At 40.8% G+C, this 21,589-nt stretch carries 15 protein-coding genes and 1 pseudogene; 11 read left to right on the top strand and 5 right to left on the bottom strand.

Annotated elements, in window-relative coordinates; genetic code table 11:
* Positions 1 to 18 precede the first annotated feature (18 nt).
* Positions 19 to 2,652 carry a Lon protease family protein gene (locus tag AC4CUZ_RS14815; protein WP_490747875.1) on the bottom strand — a complete coding sequence of 878 codons (2,634 nt, stop codon included), beginning with the start codon at positions 2,650 to 2,652 and terminating at the stop codon, positions 19 to 21.
* 181 nt (positions 2,653 to 2,833) lie between these two features.
* Here AC4CUZ_RS14815 and AC4CUZ_RS14810 point away from each other — a divergent pair, with 181 nt between their 5' ends.
* The 4 genes from AC4CUZ_RS14810 (at position 2,834) to rpmE (ending at position 7,082) form a co-directional block, all read left to right on the top strand.
* Positions 2,834 to 4,975 carry an AmpG family muropeptide MFS transporter gene (locus AC4CUZ_RS14810; protein WP_490747874.1) on the top strand — a complete coding sequence of 714 codons (2,142 nt, stop codon included), beginning with the start codon at positions 2,834 to 2,836 and terminating at the stop codon, positions 4,973 to 4,975.
* 124 nt (positions 4,976 to 5,099) lie between these two features.
* Positions 5,100 to 5,501, top strand: a complete 402-nt coding sequence (gene gloA / locus AC4CUZ_RS14805; RefSeq protein WP_004693583.1) for a lactoylglutathione lyase — start codon at positions 5,100 to 5,102, stop codon at positions 5,499 to 5,501.
* 167 nt (positions 5,502 to 5,668) lie between these two features.
* Positions 5,669 to 6,649: a bile acid:sodium symporter family protein gene (locus AC4CUZ_RS14800; protein WP_178927881.1), complete on the top strand. Its 981-nt coding sequence runs from the start codon at positions 5,669 to 5,671 to the stop codon at positions 6,647 to 6,649.
* Between the two features lie 205 nt (positions 6,650 to 6,854).
* Positions 6,855 to 7,082, top strand: a complete 228-nt coding sequence (gene rpmE, locus AC4CUZ_RS14795; RefSeq protein WP_004693579.1) for a 50S ribosomal protein L31 — start codon at positions 6,855 to 6,857, stop codon at positions 7,080 to 7,082.
* 148 nt (positions 7,083 to 7,230) lie between these two features.
* On the opposite strand, the gene AC4CUZ_RS14790 is transcribed toward rpmE, so the two are convergent.
* The 3 genes from AC4CUZ_RS14790 to epmB are packed head-to-tail and all read right to left on the bottom strand — an operon-like array spanning position 7,231 to position 12,118.
* Positions 7,231 to 9,357 carry a sensor domain-containing phosphodiesterase gene (locus tag AC4CUZ_RS14790; RefSeq protein ID WP_490747873.1) on the bottom strand — a complete coding sequence of 709 codons (2,127 nt, stop codon included), beginning with the start codon at positions 9,355 to 9,357 and terminating at the stop codon, positions 7,231 to 7,233.
* Positions 9,339 to 11,084 carry a cyclic-di-GMP receptor FimW-related protein gene (locus AC4CUZ_RS14785; protein WP_490748075.1) on the bottom strand — a complete coding sequence of 582 codons (1,746 nt, stop codon included), beginning with the start codon at positions 11,082 to 11,084 and terminating at the stop codon, positions 9,339 to 9,341. Before AC4CUZ_RS14785 ends, AC4CUZ_RS14790 begins: the two co-directional genes overlap by 19 nt.
* Before the next feature lie 17 nt (positions 11,085 to 11,101).
* The gene (epmB, locus tag AC4CUZ_RS14780) at positions 11,102 to 12,118 is read right to left on the bottom strand and encodes an EF-P beta-lysylation protein EpmB (RefSeq protein ID WP_279741156.1); all 1,017 of its coding nucleotides are present in this window, start codon (positions 12,116 to 12,118) and stop codon (positions 11,102 to 11,104) included.
* Between the two features lie 309 nt (positions 12,119 to 12,427).
* Between epmB and efp the strand changes: the two genes are divergently transcribed.
* The 7 genes and pseudogenes from efp to AC4CUZ_RS14745 form a co-directional block, all read left to right on the top strand.
* Positions 12,428 to 12,997, top strand: coding sequence for an elongation factor P (gene efp, locus AC4CUZ_RS14775; protein ID WP_004693574.1), 570 nt, complete (start codon positions 12,428 to 12,430; stop codon positions 12,995 to 12,997).
* Between the two features lie 168 nt (positions 12,998 to 13,165).
* Complete coding sequence (locus AC4CUZ_RS14770) at positions 13,166 to 15,268, top strand: carbon starvation CstA family protein (RefSeq protein WP_490747872.1); 2,103 nt, start codon at positions 13,166 to 13,168, stop codon at positions 15,266 to 15,268.
* 10 nt (positions 15,269 to 15,278) lie between these two features.
* Positions 15,279 to 15,581 (top strand): YbdD/YjiX family protein, encoded by a 303-nt coding sequence (locus AC4CUZ_RS14765; protein ID WP_004693572.1) that lies wholly within the window; start codon positions 15,279 to 15,281, stop codon positions 15,579 to 15,581.
* A 254-nt stretch (positions 15,582 to 15,835) separates the two neighbouring features.
* Positions 15,836 to 16,855: a 2-dehydropantoate 2-reductase gene (locus AC4CUZ_RS14760; protein WP_419277255.1), complete on the top strand. Its 1,020-nt coding sequence runs from the start codon at positions 15,836 to 15,838 to the stop codon at positions 16,853 to 16,855.
* Between the two features lie 120 nt (positions 16,856 to 16,975).
* Entirely contained in the window at positions 16,976 to 17,932 is a 957-nt protein-coding gene (locus tag AC4CUZ_RS14755; protein WP_419277253.1) for an AAA family ATPase, read from the top strand.
* A 16-nt stretch (positions 17,933 to 17,948) separates the two neighbouring features.
* Complete coding sequence (locus AC4CUZ_RS14750; RefSeq protein ID WP_490747871.1) at positions 17,949 to 18,848, top strand: DUF58 domain-containing protein; 900 nt, start codon at positions 17,949 to 17,951, stop codon at positions 18,846 to 18,848.
* A gap of 10 nt (positions 18,849 to 18,858) precedes the next feature.
* Positions 18,859 to 20,551 (top strand): annotated as a pseudogene (locus tag AC4CUZ_RS14745) (transglutaminase TgpA family protein); the annotation flags it as partial.
* 5 nt (positions 20,552 to 20,556) lie between these two features.
* On the opposite strand, the gene AC4CUZ_RS14740 reads toward AC4CUZ_RS14745, so the two are convergent.
* The gene (locus tag AC4CUZ_RS14740) at positions 20,557 to 21,582 is read right to left on the bottom strand and encodes an IS30-like element ISAba125 family transposase (RefSeq protein WP_001988464.1); all 1,026 of its coding nucleotides are present in this window, start codon (positions 21,580 to 21,582) and stop codon (positions 20,557 to 20,559) included.
* Positions 21,583 to 21,589 lie beyond the last annotated feature (7 nt).

Here is a 21,589-nt window from a genome sequence, read left to right as displayed (position 1 = left end):
TTTGTTTGAGGGAAAGGGTTAATCCGCTGTAGTTGCTGTACTTATGGTTTCAGGAGTTTGTTCCGCTGCATTTTCAGTTGCAACTGTCTTCTTTTCAGCTTTTGCCTTTTTTTTGTCCTTCTTCTTTTTTTTCTTTTTCTTCGGCTCTTCTTCAAACTCAGCACCATCTTCAATGGCTTGCCAATAATCTAGCTGATCCATCACCGCCGCATAAATAGACTTCTTGGTATAGCGTCCTTTCTTGTCTAAAGTGCCGACTGGTCGAGCCATAAGTAGTTCAAGCGCTTGATCAATCGTATCTATAGCATGAATGTGGAACTGGCCATTTGAAACCGCTTCAATCACATCTTTACGTAACATTAAATGTTGCATGTTTTGGCGTGGAATAATCACACCTTGCTTGCCAGTTAAACCTTGAAGTTTACATGCATCAAAGAAACCTTCAATTTTCGCATTGACACCACCAATCGGTTGAACTTGACCCAATTGGTTCATTGAGCCAGTAATCGCCCAAGACTGATCAATCGGTAGCTGACTAATTGCAGAGATTAAAGCGGAGAGTTCAGCAACCGTGGCGCTATCACCATCGACTTGACCATAACTTTGTTCAAAAGCAAGCGCGGCAGAGAAGTGTAGGGTTTGTTCACGACCGAAGTGTGCTTTTAAGAATGAGGACATCAATAGCACACCTTTCGCATGCAGAGAGCCACCGAGCTCGACACTACGCTCAATATCTAGAATATCGCCGCCGCCTTGATACACGGAGGCTGTTAAACGTGACGGTAAGCCAAACTCGACATCCGCATAGTGAATGACAGAAAGTGCGTTAATTTGGCCGAGGCGGTGTCCGCGCGTTTCGATGAGCTGTGTACCACGTGACAAATCCTGCCAATAGAGCTCACGTAAATAGCCTAAGCGATATTTGCGATGATCTAATGCCATATTAATGTGTTGATCCGAGACCATTTTATCGCCTGATTGGAAGGCGTGATGATGCGCCTCACGAATCAAATCACCCAAAGTGAGGGCATGCAGAGATAGGGAGCTTTGATCTTCGGCTTGACGACTAGAGTCGGTCAAAAGCGCAGAAAGGGCAGATCGATCAAAAGGAAGTAGTTTATCGGCCTGTACATAGTCTGCGATCAGCTGCATATAGGCTTGTTCATTTACTTCATTACGTTGCAACGTATCAGTAAAGTCGGCACGGATTTTAAAGACACTGCCAAGCTCAGGTTCTACTTCGAGTATTTCATAATAAATTTCAGGCTCAGCCAGTAAAACCACTTTCAAATTAAGCGGGATTGCTTCAGGTTCAATTGAGATACTTCCTGTCAGTGTCAACATATGTTCAAGTGAAGAAAGTTTTAACTGGCCTGATTTTAAAGCACGTTTTAGACCTTGCCATGCATAAGGCTGTTCAAGCAGTTGTTCTGCTTCTAACATTAAAAAACCACCATTGGCTTTATGCAATGTCCCTGGGCGGATTAGGGTAAAGTCTGTAGTAATGGTGCCATGTTGAGTCAGTTGCTCTACATGGCCAAGTAAATTGTAGTGAGTTGGGAAGTCTTCAAAAATAACCGGTGCACCAGCATTGGGTTTATGCGACACAACGACATTGGCTTGATAGCGTGAAGGGATACGACTAAACAGGCCTGGGGTAAAGTCATCTTCTTCTTGTTCGAGTACAACCTCGACATTGTTAATAATGTCTTCAGCATAATATTTTAAATAGTCTTTTAAGCCCTCAACCTCAGCAAACTTAGTCAGTAACTGTTCGACTTTAGGTAATAAAACTTGCTTGGCAATATCGCGGTTCAATACTTGAACTTTATCGCGGGCATCTTCCTCCAAGTCGCCTAAATGCATGCCTAAACGCTCAAGTTTTTTATCCATATGGCGTATATTGGCATTAATTTCAGAACGCTCTTTCGAGCTTAACGCATTGATGTCGGCCTGCGTCATTTCCAATACTTTATCGTCTACATACTGGACGGGAATAAAGCAGTGCTCATCATTACGAGAGATCAGTTTGAGGTCGAGTTCTTCACCTTCTTGAGTCAATTCAATCAAGGCTTGTTGCTGAACGTCACCCGTTTGTTGGTGAATGGCTTCTATACGGTTGTGGTAGGTTTCAGCAGTAAAGCGGCGCTCGAGCTGCTTTAAAGTGGTTTGCCATGTTTGATGTAACATGGTTTGAAATTTTACTGCCTGACCCGCAGGCAACTCTAAAGCAATCGGTTGACGTGGGCTTTTAAAATTATAAACGTAAACCCAATCGTTCGGTGTTGGCATATTTTTGGCGTGTTGTTGGAGTAACCGCTTGACCATGGTGCGCTTGCCCAAGCCAGCTGTCCCTACGGCAAAGATGTTATAGCCAGAGTAAGGTAATGAAATGCCTGCTTCAACTGAAGCACGTGCACGGTCTTGCCCTAAAAAATTATTGAGCGGTTTAATACGACGCGTTGAGGCTGGAATCTTATCCAGAGCAGGGGTGTGCGTCAGTTGCTCTGCTTGAAGTTGTGTCTTTGCTAAGGTCGTTTGAATTTCGGGTTGGTCAAATGCTGAACTAAGGTTGTTTTCTGGATTTTCTTGACTATTTAATGCGGGTGGTACAGATATAGAAGAGCTCATTTGATCGTGTTTTTGGGTCACTTTGAAATCCGAAACTAAAGATTGCGTTAGAAACTTAAAGGTATACAGGTTTAATGCAAAAGATCAAGCAAAGTCGCAGTGTTTGTCGACAAAAATAGAACATTGATTTTATAAATCAGGTTGAAACAAATTGTATTAAGGGTTTGAATAGCAGCATTGGTTTTAAGACAACAAAAACGTAATGACAACACAATCTTCAGGATGGAAATCCGCCTTTACTGCATTTTTAGATCGCCGTGCGTTGATCATGCTGTTTTTGGGTTTCTCAGCAGGTATCCCAATCCTATTAATTTTCTCGAGCTTATCTTTATGGCTAGGGGAAGCAGGTATCGATAAGAGCGCTGTGACTTTTTTTAGTTGGGCAGCTCTGGGTTATTCATTCAAATTTGTTTGGGCCCCTTTGGTTGATGAATTACCTGTACCGGTGCTGACCAAATTATTGGGTCGTCGCCGTGCGTGGTTATTGATCGCGCAACTGTTAATTATCTGTGCCATATCTATCATGGCTTTTTCAGATCCGTCTCTTGGTCAGAGCTATCTTTACCAGATGGCTGCGGGTGCTGTGCTTTTAGGTTTTTCTGCCGCGACACAAGATATTGTGATTGATGCCTATCGTATTGAGCTGTCAGAAACGCAAATGCAAACGGTGTTGGCTTCAACTTATAACGCTGGTTATCGCATCGGGATGATCGTTGCGGGTGCGGGCGCGTTATTTTTAGCGGCTTATTTGGGTACAGCCAAAGGCAACTATATTTATGAGGCGTGGAAGTGGACGTATTTGGCAATGGCGGCGGTCATGTTGGTCGGGATTGCAACCACATTATGTATACGTGAGCCACAAGTTGATCGGGTACGTAAAGAATATAAACGAGTAGATTATTATCGTTTAGTGGCAGTTTTCTTTGTATCTGTGGTGAGTTTTGTACTGAGTTATATTTACTCAGGCAAGCTCACAGAAATGCTGATTCAGCTCTGGTCCATCAAAGATAGTTTTGCACTGTTTTGTTTTGAGGCTTTACGTTTTATTGGCTCTGGCGCTGTTGCATTTGTGGTGGGTTCAAGCCTTGTCAAAATGGGTGCTGTGAATAAACAAATGGCCTATGAAACATGGGTGAATCCTGTTGCTGACTTCTTTAAGCGCTATGGCGTGAAATTGGCGTTGGTATTGCTATTGTTGATTGGTTTTTACCGTATTTCCGACATTATTGCAGGTGTGATCTCCAATGTGTTCTATCAGGACTTAAACTTTACCAAAGAGCAGATTGCTGAAGCGGTGAAAGTTTATGGGGTGATTTTTAGTTTGGTTGGTGGTTTTTTAGGAGGACTACTGGCGCAGCGCATGAACATCATGAAGCTGATGTTTGTCGGGGCAATTTTGGCCAGCTCAACCAATCTCATCTTTATTGGCTTGGTCAAATCAGGACAACCTTTAAATGATGTTGTGATCAATGTCGGTGAGCAAAGTTTCAAAACTCAAGCGGATGAGACAGGTGCATGGGCAATTAAGGTTCCTGTTGAGCAACTTCAGGCAAATGAACGTCTAACTGCAACGGCCAGTTTTCAAAATGATACTTCACAGCCTGTCTCGGTCACATTGCCTTATATTAGTCAACCGGGTGCATCTACGGCATTGCTCTTGCTTCCGATCACGGCTGATAATGTGATTGATCAACGAGAGTCTGAAGGAAGTATCGTGGTACGAGGTCAATACCTTGCTACACTGGCTGAAAACCAAAGTATTAAATTGAGCTTAGATGGTCAAAGCTTTGATGCAAAGTTAGACAAAGAAGGTGTGTTTAGCGCAGCAATCCCTGCTCAACTGCTTCTTGATTCAAACTCTAAAAAGCTGAATGCCGTATTGATGCAAAATGAGCGTGCGCAACAACACACTGCACTGAATTATCAGGTGGATCCTGAAGCTGAGAAATCTGCAACTCTAGATGTTGATCTTCAACCGATTAATTTGAATAAAGCAGTTGATGGGCAGTTAGAAGTTAAAGGGAAGGTGATTAAAGAATATAGTTCAAACTGGCTGTATTTTGCGATTATTGTCGATAACTTGGCATCAGGTTTAGCTGGTGCTGCATTTATTGCATTTCTATCAAGTTTGACCAGCGTATCTTTTACTGCGGTTCAGTATGCGATTTTTAGTTCATTGATGACGTTGACACCTAAAATACTAGGTGGATATTCAGGGACAATTGTGTCCAATATTGGCTATCCAAATTTCTTCTTGCTGACCACACTCATTGGGATCCCAATTTTAATCTTAGTGGTCTGGGTGGCGAAACTTCTACGTGAGCATGCCGCTGAGCAAAGTTAAAGCATCGATTTATTTCGAATGAAAAAAGTAGCCCTTGTGGCTGCTTTTTTTATGGTTGAGGTTTGAAATATAGAGCGGCATTGCCTATATTGGGTGGCTGAGAATAAATCATGAGGAAATTCCAATGCGCATGCTACATACCATGCTACGTGTAGGCAATTTAGAACAATCTTTGGCATTCTATACTGAAGTGCTTGGTATGACTTTACTTCGTAAGCGTGATTATGAAGAAGGTCGTTTTACTTTGGCATTTGTGGGTTATGGTGATGAAGAAAATCATACGGTTTTAGAGCTGACACATAACTGGGATACGGACAGTTATGAACTGGGCAATGCTTATGGTCATATAGCGATTGCAGTAGACGATGCATATAAAGCTTGTGAGGAAATCAAAGCGCGCGGTGGTAATGTCGTGCGTGAAGCCGGACCAATGAAGGGTGGCGTAACGGTTATTGCCTTTGTAGAAGATCCAGATGGCTATAAAATTGAACTGATTCAACAAGATAATAATGCACGTAATAACTAAACCGTTATTCGGTCATATGCAGCGTGTATGCACAGTATTAATTAAAAAAATATTGAACATATTCTGTAAAAGCTAGCTTTATTTATATAGCTCAGTAAGATGAATTTACCCAAAGGTAAATTAGTCACTGGGCTTTTTCATTTTTAGAGGAATGACAGGATGTTGGTATGTTGAAATTATTGGCACTCGATCGGTTTACGTTATTGCTATTTGTTATGGTGCTCTTAGCCAGCTTTGTCCCTGTTTCAGGTCAAGCTGCCAGTGTTTTTGGTGTACTGACGACGGTCGCGATTGCAATATTATTCTTTTTGCATGGGGCTAAACTATCCCGTGAAGCCGTGATTCAGGGCATGATGCATTGGAAACTCCACGCGTTGGTTTTTGCATTTACCTTCATCCTTTTTCCCGTTTTAGGTTTGCTTGCTAAACCTGTATTGGTACCACTACTTGGGCAGGAGTTGTATTGGGGCTTTTTGTTTATGTGCTTTTTGCCATCGACAGTACAGTCTTCAATTGCGTTTACTTCGGTCGCGCAAGGCAATGTGGCTGGGGCGGTATGTAGTGCTTCATTCTCGAATTTGATCGGGATGTTTATTACTCCTGTGATGGTGGCCTTTTTCATTTTGGGGCAATCAGAGCATGGTTTTGATCCAACCTCGTCTATTCTTCAAATCACCTTATTGCTGTTGGTTCCCTTTGTCCTTGGACAGCTACTTCGACCATATGTCTTTCCGTATATGCAAAAAATGCCAAGCATCGTCAAAGCATTCGATCAGGGTTCGATATTAATGGTGGTGTACGGTGCTTTCAGCGGTGCTGTGGTGGCCGGTCTATGGCAAGAGGTGAGTGTTGGTACTTTAATCTTATTGATCATTGTCTGTTCGGTCTTATTGACGATTATTATGTTGCTTGGGTTGTTTTTACCACGTTTGTTAGGCTTTAATCGTGCCGATCAGAAAACCATTTTTTTCTGTGGCTCTAAAAAGACTTTGGCTAGTGGTGTTCCGATGGCACAGATTCTTTTTATTGGACAACCTTTGGGGATGATTGTTTTACCGATTATGATTTTTCATCAAATACAGCTGATGGTGTGTGGGATTATTGCTAACTATTGGGCCAAGCAATCTGAAATTGAAACGAAAGAATAATTGGCTATCTGATACTATATCTCGTATAATATTTGCCACTTGTTGTGCTTAGCCCTGACGGTATCCGTCTCGGTGGGCCAAAAGAATGGTCTGTTATGGTGTTGATCTGCAACTTAATTTAATTAAGTGGCCCTTTCCTCAATTTTGAGAGTGATCAATTGCGATGACAGCAAAACCTTCTTTAATTTTTATGGAGTAATCGACGATGCGCGCCGATATTCACCCAAAATACCAAACTTTAGTTGCTACATGTTCTTGCGGTAACGTAATTGAAACTCGTTCAGCACTTGGTAAAGAAACTGTTTACCTGGACGTATGTTCAGCTTGCCACCCATTCTACACTGGTAAGCAAAAGAACGTTGACACTGGAGGTCGTATCGACAAGTTCAAACAGCGTTTTGCTGGCATGTCACGTTCTATCAAACGCGACTAATAGCAAAAGAAAAAAACGGGCATTTGCCCGTTTTTTTATGCCTATGATATTTGAATACAGAGTCATGGGGCTGCTAGTTAGACCATATAATAAAAAGACCCCGTATAGGGGCCTTGAAATTTAGAGGTCAGTATCCAAGGTCAAAGCTTTACTGATCCTGCACATCAATCAGATGATCGAGTTTCTTTTGGAAATAATCGCCTTGAATAAAGCGGGCATCGACATTCCATGCATTGGCAAACGACGTCATATCATTCAGATCACGCAGCATAATTTGAATGTTTTTCAATTGATGGTATACCGCAACTTTTTCTTGCAACTCTTCCGTGTTGGCGTCGCTACTGAGCATGCGAGTTAAGTTTTCATGTAAAGTGAGATTGTTGATATCGAGCTGACGTAGGATAGATTCACTATAAATACTATTACCAAAGTCACGAATCGAAACTTCAGCACCATATTGGCGAAGTTGGGTAATGTATTTTTGCGCTTCAGCAATGTTCTGGCTGATATCATCCTCAGAGAACTGAAGGGTAATTGGGTGACTTAACTTACTGCGTACAATGGTAATCAGTTTGGCGATAAATTCAGGGAAAGAGCGGTCATTCAACAGTACGGCTTTGTTTAAATTTACAATCAACTTTGCTTCAGGATACTGAGTGATAAAATTGTGTAGCTGTTTACACGACTCAACTAAAATCCAGCGGTCAAGTTTAATAGACAGTTCGTGGTCTTCACTTAACTCTTTGAGACTCGATATATCTTTACATGTGTTACCATAAATAAAGCCACTGGTAACCTCATAGGTATATAAATTGGTGTCTTCTTTGTCATAAAGTTGTTGATATTTAAGATGAATCTCGCCACGCTCCAAAGCTAGATGTAAAGCTTTAAGTACCGTAGGTTCATTTGCTGTTTTCTGGGTGTCTAAAGTATCGCTGACTGTAGGATTAATCAACTCAATCACAGGCATATCAATACTGGCTTTTTGCTCAATTTCGCAATCGTCTTGATTGGTCGGTAAAGCGGTTTTAAAGGCTGAGCATAACAAGTTTTCAAACTGATCTTGATTTGAAATTTCCCCTTTCAATAAAGTATAGCCAATGCGCAAATTTACTGGATAGCTATTGTTTTCTACGGTAATGAGTTGTGGTTTGGTGAGCGCATTTAACGCAATCAGCTTAGATTCAAGTTTGGCCTGTGATTCTGCTTGGAATAAACCAACGATGGTTTGCCCACCCGCCTTAAACAGAGGAATATGAGTCTGTTCATTTAAAAAGCTGTAAATATTGTTAAAATAATCACGCGTAGTTGCCCAGTTGGCTTTAAAAATTTCATCTGGACAAGAGCTGAGTGCAAAGCTAACCAAAGCATTCTGATCAGAAGGCTGTTTGGTCATAGCACGGTTAATTTGTTGATACGTATTAGGTTGTATCGCATGCTTTTCAGTGTTGGCTGATGGAGCAGCAGGGCGTTCAGATTCGACTTCAATCGTCAGTTGGAGAGCATCATCTTCAGGTGCAGCTAAAAACTCAACTTTTAAAGGATTTTGAGTTTGGGCATTGCTATTGAGAGTAGCAACTTCAAAAGCGCCTAAATCAAACTGACCTTGTGAAATTTTCTTAAAACGGATTTTGAAATCGTTTACATCTTTCGGCTGGAGAATATCAAGCAGCGGTTGACCAATAATATCATCTTCAGAGCTTAAGCCGAACAGTTGTAAGTATTCAGCATTGGCTGAAACATGAATCCCTTCTTGAATTAAAGCAATGGCTTTATTACTTTCTTCAACTAAAGCCTGTGCTTGGCTTTGAGCCGTTTCAAGCTCATTCATAAGTTGTTGTTGGCTTTGCAATAAACGACTTAATGACAGCGCACGTAGTAGACCTAAGTAAAAGTTATCCGCTTCTTCTAAGTCCAAAATATCATAGACCCCTTTACGAATAAAACTTGCGTATTGGGTTGATTGATATTCATCTGGCTTTAATAAAATCAGCGGTAAATTGACTTGGTTAGAGTTGCGAATCAAAGTTAGTGCTTGTTCATACTTTAAGTCATAAGCGCGACCAAAAATCACCACATCCCAAGGCAGATGAAGCTGTTTTTCAAAGTTTTGTAAGTCATCCAGTAAAGTGGCATGAACTTGATGATCGCTAGAAGTTAAAAGGTCACGAATTTGGTTATAACGGATCTGATTATCATCAATAATGAGTAAACGTGTTTCCGTACGTTTTAACTTTTTAGATAATAATGGATTTCTCACTTCAATGCTTCCCATAAATCGTGATTCTTAATAGCATTCCTTTGCTTTTGAATAAAACTTTGAACCAATGGTTCTTGTTGGTCATTCAACAATTCATAATCAAAACGAATAAAACTTTGTGTAATTAAATGTGCTTTTACTAAATAAATTTTAAGATCTTCATCACCTAGGCGTAAGTGAATGGTTTGTTTTTCTCGGTACATATTCGAACCTGGGACAATAAGACTAGTCTGTACTTCATCAAGCTGGGACGTTTGTACCAATAACGCAGGTTGATAGTTCTGAGTGGTTCGGTCTGTTTTTACCATTACGGCACATGGGAAAAGATCTTGCGCTAAGATTTCTAACCCTAGTTCCAAGCTTTTTTCACTTGATTGTTTAATCCAGCGAATCACACCACCGCGCCATTGGCTATGCGCATTTTCTTGGACCAAAATAAACTCACCTGTTTTTAAATGTGCAGGTGTTGGTCCAGTCCAACGAATACGGTAACCATTCACACTAATATCTAAAACTTCGGCAGGGTAGATTTGTTTCGATTCACGATCAATCATACGAGCAGAACTTGTCTCCACAGGAATATTACTGTTCATGGAGTTGATCACGTGACTTTCATTCTGAAAGTTGTAGTTACCTTCTAGCTCTAAAGTTTCATTAAAGTTCTTGCCTTTAGACAAATAGAAATGTGCGACTGACAGGCCAAAACAAATTTGTAATTGAGCAGAGTATTCATAACGCTCATGCTTACGTTCAATGTTATTGGTCAATAAGTTATGAATGTGAAAATGCAGAGCAGGGGTAAGGAAAATCTTCTCATCGCGAGACAGTGGCTCAGCGCGTTTGGTTTGCATCTCTGAGAGATGATCAAGCAGGGCTTGCGTCGAGATAAAAATATTGGGTTGAATATGACTGTTTTTTTGAGAATTATAGGTCGGTGGATAGTCTTTTGATGCATCGACAATATAGCGAGATAAGGTGGTTTCTTTAGGTAATATTTGAATCAGTTTCGCCCAATCAAAACTACACAAAAATAGCCCTTGAATCTCACCTGGACGGATTTGATGGGTATTAAAAATATCCAATAGAATGAGCTGCGCATAGGCTTGGCTAATATTGTTGAGTTGATGCTGTGTACCTTGTATTTGATTAATGTTGGTCAAATAGAAGTTATTTTGGATAGCAGAATCTAAGAGCTGATGAGCCGCTAGCCACTGACCCGGAATAGGGGAACTATAGAGCAAGTGTTGTTGGTACAACAACAGTGACAGTTGTTGTAAAGCATAATAACTCGATACGGTTCGAGCCGTTTGTAGGTTCTTTTTTTGATTAAAAGCAAATAGAGAAAACTTATTTTGAGTGATTTGCTGAGAAACACGTTTTGCAATGTCGATATAGACTTTAGCAAAATGACTACGCATTAATAAGGCAAGCTCAATAATATGGTCATTTCGGTCAGTGGTGATGAGGCCTTGATTAAAAAAATGTTTCTCTAAACTGGTAAGCACATTTTCCAAATTCGGATGCAGTACTTGAACCAAATCAAAACGAAGTGTTTCACTGACTTGAAGCTCGGAGACTTCAAGTAATGCTTGAAATAAGGAACGAGAAGAGTCACCCAATTGTAAAATGGATAAGTTTGCTAACCATTCTTGTAAGCCTTTGACTGTGCTTGGGCAAAAACTAAGCTTATCCAACTTTAATTCGGTTGGTTTTTGGAAGATATCTGAAGTACTCGTCGTCATCATCGTTATTATTTAACTCAAAAAGTTGAAACCCCGAAAAGTGGTGTCTTATTCTTTTCTCCCGCAATTTCCCTGACCAGCTTGGGAACCAGATAGCCGGGTAGATTCGCCAATAATCCTTGGTATAAGAAATCAATATCTTGCGGGTTTAAATCAAAATGGTGAGCCCCTTTTACTTTATCTAAAACATGTAAATAGTATGGCAATACACCTGCATCGAATAAACGGTAGCTCAAATCTGTCAAAATTTGAACATGATCATTGACCCCTTTCAACAAAACCGCTTGATTGAAAATGGTGATTTTTTCTGCGACTAATTGCTGTAATTGACGGCAGGTAAAATCATCCAATTCCGATGCATGATTTGAGTGTACCACTAGAATAATGCGCAGCCTACTGTTTTTTAAGATGGAAATTAGCTCATCGTCGACACGGTTAGGCATTACGATAGGAACTCGTGAGTGAATTCTCAAAAATTTAAGTTGAGGAATACTTTCTAGGCGTTCAATCCATAATTTTATTTTACGATTGGACAGCGTTAAGGGGTCTCCGCCACTCAAAATGACTTCATTAATGTCAGGTTGCGACTGAATATAGTGTTGAATATTGATCCAATCTTCTGACTTTGGCAGGTTCTCTTGATAGGGGAAATGTCGACGAAAACAGTAACGACAATGAACGGCACATGCCCCAGTCAGTGTCAGTAAGAAACGAGTTTTATATTTGTGCAAAACACCGGGTTGTTGGTTGGCTTGTTCCTCACCCAAGGGGTCGGTCACGAAGTCGGGATGTTCTTCAAGCTCAAGATGATGGGGCAGGACTTGAAGGAGTAAAGGATCAAGCGGATTACCTTTTTGCATTCTTGTCACAAAAGCACGGGGAACACGGAGTTTAAATTGGGTTGATGCAAGCAGTGCGCCTGACAGCAGTTGCTCAGGAGAAAGCTCTAGAATGTTAAGTAATTCTAAAGGATCGGTAATTAAATCACTGAGTTGAGCTTGCCAATTTTGCTCTTGGTACAAATAATGAGTCATGCAATAAGGGGTCAAATACTAGGACAAAAGAAAGTTAGGTCATCAAATCGGGTGATGTCGAAACGAGTTGTTCTGATGTGTGTGGTCTAAAAAGGCTTTTTCAATGCACAAAAACACGCGGAACAGGGCTATTTTATCAAGATCTTCGGCTTATAGGCAGTGGATTTTCATTGCTTCATAACACCTTGCTCATTTACAATGCGAGGCATCAAAAAAGATGCCCTATCTTTATGGCCCTGCTTTTCAAAGCTTTGGTGTCTAAGATAAAGACATAAATATTTAAGTTAGTTAGTTTGGAGTGCGCCAGTCATGGCCTATTATTCTACGAATGATTTCAAGTCAGGCCTTAAGGTTATGCTTGATGGTAACCCATGTTCAATCATGGAAAATGAATATGTAAAGCCAGGTAAAGGTCAAGCATTTAACCGCGTAAAACTACGTAATTTACGTTCTGGTAAAGTTTTAGAAAAAACATTTAAGTCTGGTGATTCTTTAGAAGCGGCTGACATTGTAGAAGTAGAAATGGAATACTTGTACAACGACGGTGAAATGTGGAACTTCATGGATCCTGTATCATTTGAACAGATCGCTGCTGACAAAACAGCAATGGGCGATGCTGCAAAATGGTTAAAAGACGATTCAAATGAAAAATGTACCATTATGTTGTTCAATGGCGTGCCATTAACAGTAAACCCACCAAACTTCGTAGTTTTGAAAATTGTTGAAACTGATCCGGGTGTACGTGGTGATACTTCTGGCGGTGGTGGTAAACCTGCAAAATTGGAAACAGGTGCTGTAGTACGTGTTCCATTATTTGTACAGCAAGAAGAAAGCGTTCGTGTAGATACTCGTACTGGCGATTATTTAGAACGTGCATAATGGTTTAAAAATAGACTATTATCTGAAGGGATGATGAAAATCATCCCTTTTTTTATGCCAAAGTATTAGATTAAAACAAGGAGATGCAGAGTAAAGTCGCAAAGGAAAACAGCAGTACCTCGAATAATTAAAGACGCTGATTGAATGCAACAAATATGAGGGATTGAAATGGAATCTGTTCAGCCGAAGTCAACCCTGACTTCAAAAATCATCTGGCTACTGGTAGCCATCGTCGGTGCAGTCTCTTTTGGGATATTGGCACTGAGTCGTGGTGAGCATGTCAATGCCATCTGGCTCGTACTTGCTGCGGGCTGTATTTATAGTATTGCTTATCGCTTCTATAGTTTATTTATTGCAAATAAAGTTTTTGAGCTTGATGAACGTCGCTTAACTCCCGCGCATCGTTTGAATGATGGTCTGGACTATGTTCCAACCAACAAAAGTGTTCTATTTGGACATCACTTTGCAGCGATTGCAGGTGCAGGTCCATTAGTAGGGCCTATTTTAGCAGCGCAAATGGGCTATTTACCGGGCACGATTTGGTTACTTGTCGGTGTAGTGCTTGCAGGTGCAGTACAAGACTTTTTGGTGTTGTTTATTTCTACCCGTCGTGATGGACGTTCACTCGGTGAAATGGCAAAGCAAGAGCTTGGAACGTTTGCAGGTATTGTGGTCATGCTTGGTGCATTGGGGGTAATGATTATTATCCTTGCTGTTTTGGCACTGGTCGTGGTCAAAGCACTTGCACACAGCCCATGGGGCGTATTTAGTATTGCGGCAACCATTCCAATTGCGCTCTTTATGGGGATTTACATGCGTTTTATCCGCCCGGGTAAAATTGCAGAAGTATCTATTATTGGTTTCGTCTTGATGATGCTCGGCATTGTCTACGGTGAAAATATTGCACAGCATCCATATTGGGGTGCGCTCTTTACACTGTCGGGCACTCAGTTGACATGGGCGCTGATTATTTATGGTTTCGTGGCTTCGGCACTGCCTGTGTGGTTATTGCTTGCGCCACGCGATTACTTATCAACCTTCCTAAAGATTGGTGTTATTGCAGGTTTGGCAGTCGGTATTATTTTCGCAATGCCAGAAATGAAGCTACCAGCATTCACGCAATTTATTGATGGTACTGGCCCTGTGTTTGCAGGTTCAATGTTCCCGTTCTTATTTATTACCATTGCATGTGGTGCAATTTCAGGTTTCCACGCTTTAGTGTCGTCTGGAACTACGCCGAAACTTGTGAACAATGAACGTGATATTCGAATGATCGGATATGGCGGTATGCTCATGGAGTCATTTGTTGCAATCATGGCCTTGATCTGTGCAGCAGTGCTTGATCCGGGTGTGTATTTTGCGATTAACTCACCAGCCGCTTTACTGGGTACAAGTGTCGACACCGCAGCTGAAGCTGTTCGTAACTTAGGTTTTGTTGTTACTCCAGAAACATTAACTTTACTGGCTCAAGAAGTGGGTGAAAGTACCATCCTTTCACGTACTGGCGGTGCGCCAACTTTTGCCATTGGTATGGCTCACATCATTACGGAAATTTTCAATAGCCGTGAAATGATGGCGTTTTGGTATCACTTTGCCATTTTATTCGAAGCACTTTTCATCTTAACAGCTGTTGATGCGGGTACGCGTGCATGTCGTTTCATGGTGCAAGACACAGTTGGGATTGTGATTCCTGCGGTGAAAAACTCACATAACTTTTTCGGAAACTTGTTGGGTACAGCAGTTGCGGTTTCAGGGTGGGGCTTCTTTGTTTACCAAGGTGTCGTCGATCCGCTCGGGGGCATCAATAGCTTATGGCCACTGTTTGGTGTGGGTAACCAAATGCTTGCGGCAATGGCATTGATCTTAGGTACGGTTATCCTCTTCAAAATGAAGAAAGAGAAATATGTATGGGTCACGATTATCCCGACAGTATTCTTGTTGGTAACCTGTATGACCGCGGGCTGGCAGAAAATTTTCCACGAAAATCCAAAAATTGGTTTCTTGGCACAAGCTGAACGCTTTAACAATGCAATTGCAAACAATGAAATTTTAGCACCAGCAAAAACGGTTGCTGAAATGCAAACTGTTGCGATGTCGAATCAGATCAATGCTGCACTGTGTGGATTCTTTATGATTGTGGCGATTGTGATGCTGTTTGCTGCGATTAGAGTGATTCGTCGTGCATTGGCAAGCCCAGTTCCGACTGTGCATGAGGCAGAAGCCATTTATCGTGATCCTGAAGACATTCAGCCATCAAAAGCTGGACATTAAGGAGAGTCAGATGAATCTAAAATTTGCTAAAAGTGGAAAAACGATGATTTATAAAATCATTAAAATGACCGTGATGTCGCAGAAAGATTTGATTCTGAACCCTAAAAATTGGTCTCGAATTGCGACGCTGTGGCAACGTTTGCAGCAAAGTTTCCGCTTGATGGTAGGGGTGCCTGACTATCCAAACTATTTGGAGCATATGAAAAAGCACCATCCTGATTTAGAAGCGATGGATGCTAAAACTTTTTATCGTCATTGTGTGGATGCACGTTATCCATCTGCAACGAATGGCATGAAAAAGTGCCCTTGTTAATGTAATGAATCAATTGAAAGACGGCACTTCGGTGCCGTTTTTTTTTGTGAAAAATCGAGTGAAAATAATCAATTACATGCGGTTGTTCGTGTTAGATTCGACAGTGTACTTTTTTGCATGAAGCAAGTGGTGGCATCGTAGATTAAATCATAACGAATACGGAGTGTGAGGCATAAAAGGTTCATGTCGTATATCGGACAGCTTTTAATTGTTATAGCTCTTAAAATACTGGAATGTTTGCAAAGGGAAATTGAATGAAAATATATATTTATGGTGCTGGAAGCATTGGATGTTATTTAGGCGGAAGTTTGGCTGCTGCAGGTAATGATGTTACTTTTATCACGCGTCCACGTATTCATGCAGAGCTTTCCCAATGGGGCTTAGTCTTAACCGATTATTTAGGCAAAAATATCAAACTTGCACCTCATCAACTAAAACTAACGACCGATCCGACTCAGGTTGTGGATGCCGATGTTATTTTAATTTGTGTGAAATCGGAGGCAACCGAACAAGTTGCACATGAACTCAAAGAATATTTAGGGGCTAAAACACCGCTGATCATCAGCTTTCAAAATGGCTTAAGCAATGTCCCTATTTTAAAAAGAGTTTTGCAAGAGCAGATGATTTTAGAGGGGATGGTTCCTTTTAACGTCGCTACTCAAGAAGCTGGGCATTATCATCAAGGTACCTCTGGTGCATTAAGTGTTAAGCAATATCCGAATCAAAATTTGCTTGAGAATGCATTTCAAAAAGCAGGTTTAGAGATTGTTTTTGAAAAAGACATGCTGGCTGTGCAGTGGGCCAAGCTTTTACTTAATTTAAATAATTCAATCAATGCATTGTCAAAAAAACCACTAAAGGAGCAATTGTCGATTCGTAAATATCGCCAATGTGTGGCAATGGCGCAGCAGGAAGCTTTAGCACTGCTTGATTCTGCTCAGATTAAACCTGCAAAGTTAACCGCAGTTCCGACCCATTTGATTCCAAAATTGCTGAGTTTACCCAATCCACTATTTAAATTATTAAGTCGTAAAATGTTGGCAATCGATCCGCTGGCTCGGTCGTCTATGCAAGATGATTTAATTGCAGGCCGTCCCACAGAGGTCGACTGGATTAATGGTGAGATTTTAAAACTCGCAGAACAATGTGGTAGACAGGCGCCAATCAATGCGCGACTCATAGAATTGATTAAGCAAGCAGAGAAATCATCTCCTTCATTTTCAATGAGTGCAGATGCTTTAAAAGATCAGTTGAAATCTGCAGCGAAACAATAACTTGAACTGAGGGAGATTATACATACGCAAATCATTGAAGATTTATAAGGATCATCTTTGAGTATGGTTGAAAAACCTGTATGTTAAACCTTGATTTATATTTTGATTGGGGAGAATAAGGTGTTTTGGGGAAAAGAAAAAACGGTAGAAACGCAGCAACATAGCATGCTCGATGAATCGCAGTTAAGTGTTTTTTATCCAAAAATCCAAGAATTTCTCAATCAAGTTAATCAAATCGTTTTAGATAAAAATCAACAAACCCAATTGGCCTTATGTAGTCTGTTAGCAGGTGGGCATATCTTATTTGAAGACTTGCCCGGTTTAGGCAAAACCACATTGGCCAGTAGCTTGGCCCATTTGGCTGGTCTTCAATTTAAACGGATTCAGTTTACCAATGACATGCTGGCAAGCGATGTGATTGGGGTGAATATGTTTAACCAAAAAGAACATCAGTTTGAGTTTAAACAAGGGCCAATTTTTACTCAAATTTTACTCGCAGATGAAATTAACCGCTGTAGTCCGAAAACACAGAGTGCACTTTTAGAGGCGATGGAAGAGGGTGTGGTGACGATTGATTCAAGTCGTTATGTACTCCCACAGCCTTTTTGGGTAATTGCAACGCAAAACCCACTTTTTCAAAGTGGAACTTATGCACTACCAGAGTCACAGCTCGACCGTTTTCTTATGCGGCTATCTTTGGGTTATCCATCACGTCAGGCAGAAAAGGCTTTATTGCAGCAACAATCCCGTCATGACTTGATTCAGCAGTTGATGACTGTATTCTCCGAACAAGACATTCTCGCCTTACAAGCTTTGGTGCCACAGATTTATTTGTCTGAGGAAGTCTTGGATTATATTTTAGATTTGGCGGCTGAAACCCGTAAAGGTCGACATGGGTTATCTACACGTGGCGTACTGGCTTTGAAGAAAGCAGCACAAGCCTATGCTCTGGTTAAAGCCCGTGCATTTGTTACACCCGATGATGTACAGGCTGTATTTGTCGCAGTGACCGCGCATCGTATTGGGCTGGGTGAAGCTGAAACTGAGCAGCTTATGAAGCAAGTCAAAGTTCACTGATAGGATAAGCTGACGCATGCTGTGGCAAAACTGGATAAATAAACGCTTTAAATTTAAGGCTGAAAAACAATTGACCCAAAAAGATGTACTGGTGTTTATTTATCAGCAAGGATATGTGTATGTGGTGCTGATTTTAATCACCTTTATTGCTGGGGTGAATTATGCCAATAACTTAATTTTAGCGTTTTGTTTTTTAATCAGTGCTGTGCTGTGTATGAGTTTTTATTTGACCTTTAAACAGCTACATGGCTTAAGTATTGACTTTGTACTACCTGAAATAGGACAGGTTGAGAGTGCATTGCAATTACAAATGTATTTCAAACAACAGCATTCACAGCCTCGATACCTTTGGCTCGCTTATGCTGATCATATAGAGCAGTTGTTTATTCAAGACACTCATCAGGTGGTCGATTTAAATTTCTTTCCAATAGAACGCGGGCGGTTTAGTTTTCCAGAGATTAAAATCTACTCAACATATCCGTTTGGCCTCGTTCGTGCATGGAGTTATTTTTTCATTCAGAAAACCCTGTGGATCGCGCCTAAAACTAAGTCTTTAGCGGCAGAAAATAAACAGCAACAGCACAGTTTTGAACCGGACATGGATGAATTTCGAGAATTGCGAAATTTTAAAGAGGGTGACTCTTTACAGGCGGTTTCATGGAAACAAGTGGCACAAGGACAAGGTTTATTTATTAAAGTCTTTGAACAGCATCAGGATCAACACAGTTTAGAAATCCACTATGCACATATGCTGAGTCCTTCACATGAAGAAAAATTAAGCTTAATGATGGGCTTGGTTGAACAATGTGAGCAGTTGCAGTATGCCTATGCACTGTATTTACCCCATAGTGAATTAGCCAAAGGGATAGGGCGAGAACAATACCTTCAAGCCAAATTACTTTTGGCGCAGGCATAGCGAGCACAGTATGCATTCTTCTATTCGTATTGCCATTGTACTGACACTGAGTTTGATTTGGATCACACAACTAAGTTTTAGCCCTGTGTTATTGAGTGTCATTTTTGCCATTTGTATCGGTTGTCTATGGTATTTCATGAAATCCACGGGCAACCATTTTCCGAAATGGGCAATTTACATTTTGACCCTTGTTGCTCTAGCGGTCACTTTTTGGAGCTATCAAAGCTTTTTAGGGGTAGAAGCGGGCGTAGCTGTTTTAAGCATATTTCTCTTTGCTAAAGCCTTAGAAACAAAAACGCAGCGTGATGTGATCATTTTGTTTAACTTTGCTTTATTTGTTGCGGCAAGTATGTTTTTACATAGTCAGTCATTTATGACGGCTGCCATGGTTTTGCTGTGTTTATTGAGTTGTTTGTTGGGGCTGTATCGAGTGCAAACCCATTCTTTTGCATCTGAAAATTCGAATCGTCTGGCATTACGGCAAGATGCAAAACACGTTATTAAATTTGTAGGTTTTGCACTGCCTTTTTTTTTGCTGCTGTTTATCTTTTTTCCGCGCTTACCCCCACTTTGGCATATTCCAATTCCTGAAAATAAGGCGGTGACAGGAATGAGTGACACTATGTCACCTGGAGATATTGCGCAATTATCCCAGTCCAGTCATTTGGCTTTTCGTATTATTGGTGATGTCACTCAGCTCCCAAATCGTTCAGAGCTTTATTGGCGCGCGATGGTTTTAGATCAATATGATGGGCAAAAGTGGACCAGTAGTTTTATTAACCAACAAAGCATTGCGGATGATACCTTAACGCAAATTTCAACATTCAAAAAATGGAACTATCAATATTTACCTGCTGATGTCGCGATTCCGTGGATTATGGCATTGGAATATTCACAACCCTTAGAGCGACGTTATCAGCTACGTCAGGATTGGAGTATTCAGGCTTATCGTCAAGTGCAGCGTGTGGAACCTATTGCATTGCAATGGATGGGAAATGTTCAATTTGGCCAAAGTGAATTATCTAAAATACAACGAAGCATAAACTTAAAAGCGCCTGAGCACATGGACTTGAAAGCGCAGCAATTGGCACAGCAGCTGTTTAAGCAAAGTGACGAGAACCCGAAACGTTATATCCAAAATGTTTTGCAATGGTATCGCAACAATGGTTTTAGCTATACCTTGCAACCGGGCTTGTTGGGTCAGCATCGTATTGATGAATTTTTGTTTCAATCCAAACAAGGTTTTTGTGAACATTATGCTTCTAGCTTCTAGCTTCGTGATGCTGATGCGTTATGCGGGAATTCCAGCGCGTATTGTGGTTGGGTATCAAGGTGGTCAGCCTTCACCAGATGCAAAAAGTTGGGAAGTTCGACAGTTAGATGCGCACGCATGGACGGAAGTCTTTGTGGATGGGCGCTGGAAACGCTATGACCCAACAGCCATGATTGCACCGCAGCGTATTGAACAGGGTATGCAAGATTTAATGAGCCAAGATACCAGTGTTTGGGGTGAGAGTAGTCGATGGCATGTACAGCGCTATTCGGTATTAAACAAAATGCGCATTTGGAGTGACTATGTAAGTTATCAATGGCAAAGTAAGGTGGTTGGCTATAATGCAGAGACTCAACGAGGTTGGTTACAGAAGCTAGGACTCCAATCCAGTTATTCATTGGTATTGCTGATTATGATTAGCATTGGTGGGCGAATTCAAACATGAGGTGCGACAGTTTCAAAAGCCATATGATAATCAACAAGCTGAGCAAATTTCTCTAATGGTGTAAGCCAATCTAACGCTTTTCTAGGACGAGTATTCAGTGACATGGCAACTTGATTTAAATAATGCTGATCTGCCTGATTTAAATCAATCCCTTTAGGTAAATATTGCCTAATTAAACCATTCATATTTTCGCATGTGCCTTTTTGCCAGGGTGAATGTGGGTCACAGAAATATACATCTATGCCTAAATCTTCTTCGAGTATTTTATGTTCTGACATCTCACGTCCACGGTCATAGGTCAACGTTTTACGCAGTTCTGCAGGTAAATATTTCAGAGCTTCAGTTAAAGCCTTGCGCACTGATTCTGCCTTTGCATCAGGTAATGTTGCCAAGATACAGAGCCGTGTATTTCGTTCAATAAGTGTTGCTATCGAACTTTTATTGTCTTTACCTTTAATTAAATCAGCTTCCCAATGACCCGGTATTTTTCTTTCTTGAACTTCGGCTGGGCGCTCATGAATAGTTTTAATATCCTGTAATATAGAATCTTTTTTAGGTTCACCGTTAGCTTTTCGCTTTTTATTTTCATGACGTAGACAGGATAATAAGTCTTTTTTCAACTCACCCTTGGGTAATGCTCGTATCGTTGAATAAATCGTTGTATGGCTTACATTCATTGTTTGATCCAAATCAGGAAATGTCTTTAAACGCTTTGCTATTTGCTGAGGAGACCATAAACAACGGATCGCTTCAACAATAAATTTCCAGAGGATTGAATCGATTTTGAGTTTTCTGTGACCACGTCTACGTCTAGCAAAAGTGTTATCAGAAGCATATTGAGCTTGATAAACGTCATTGATGCTATTTCTTTTAAGCTCACGATAGATCGTACTAGGATGTCTTTTAATAAGTTCAGCAAATTTTCTGGCTGAAAAGCCTTCTTTTCTTGACTCAAGCATTAATGCAGTACGATCTTCAAAGTTAAGATGATGGTATGACAATTTTATATACTCCATAAACCCT

This window comes from Acinetobacter sp. 789_lipA, assembly GCF_058242845.1.
The sequence above is the reverse complement of the archived record's forward strand: the minus strand, read 5'-3'. Positions and strand labels throughout refer to the sequence as shown.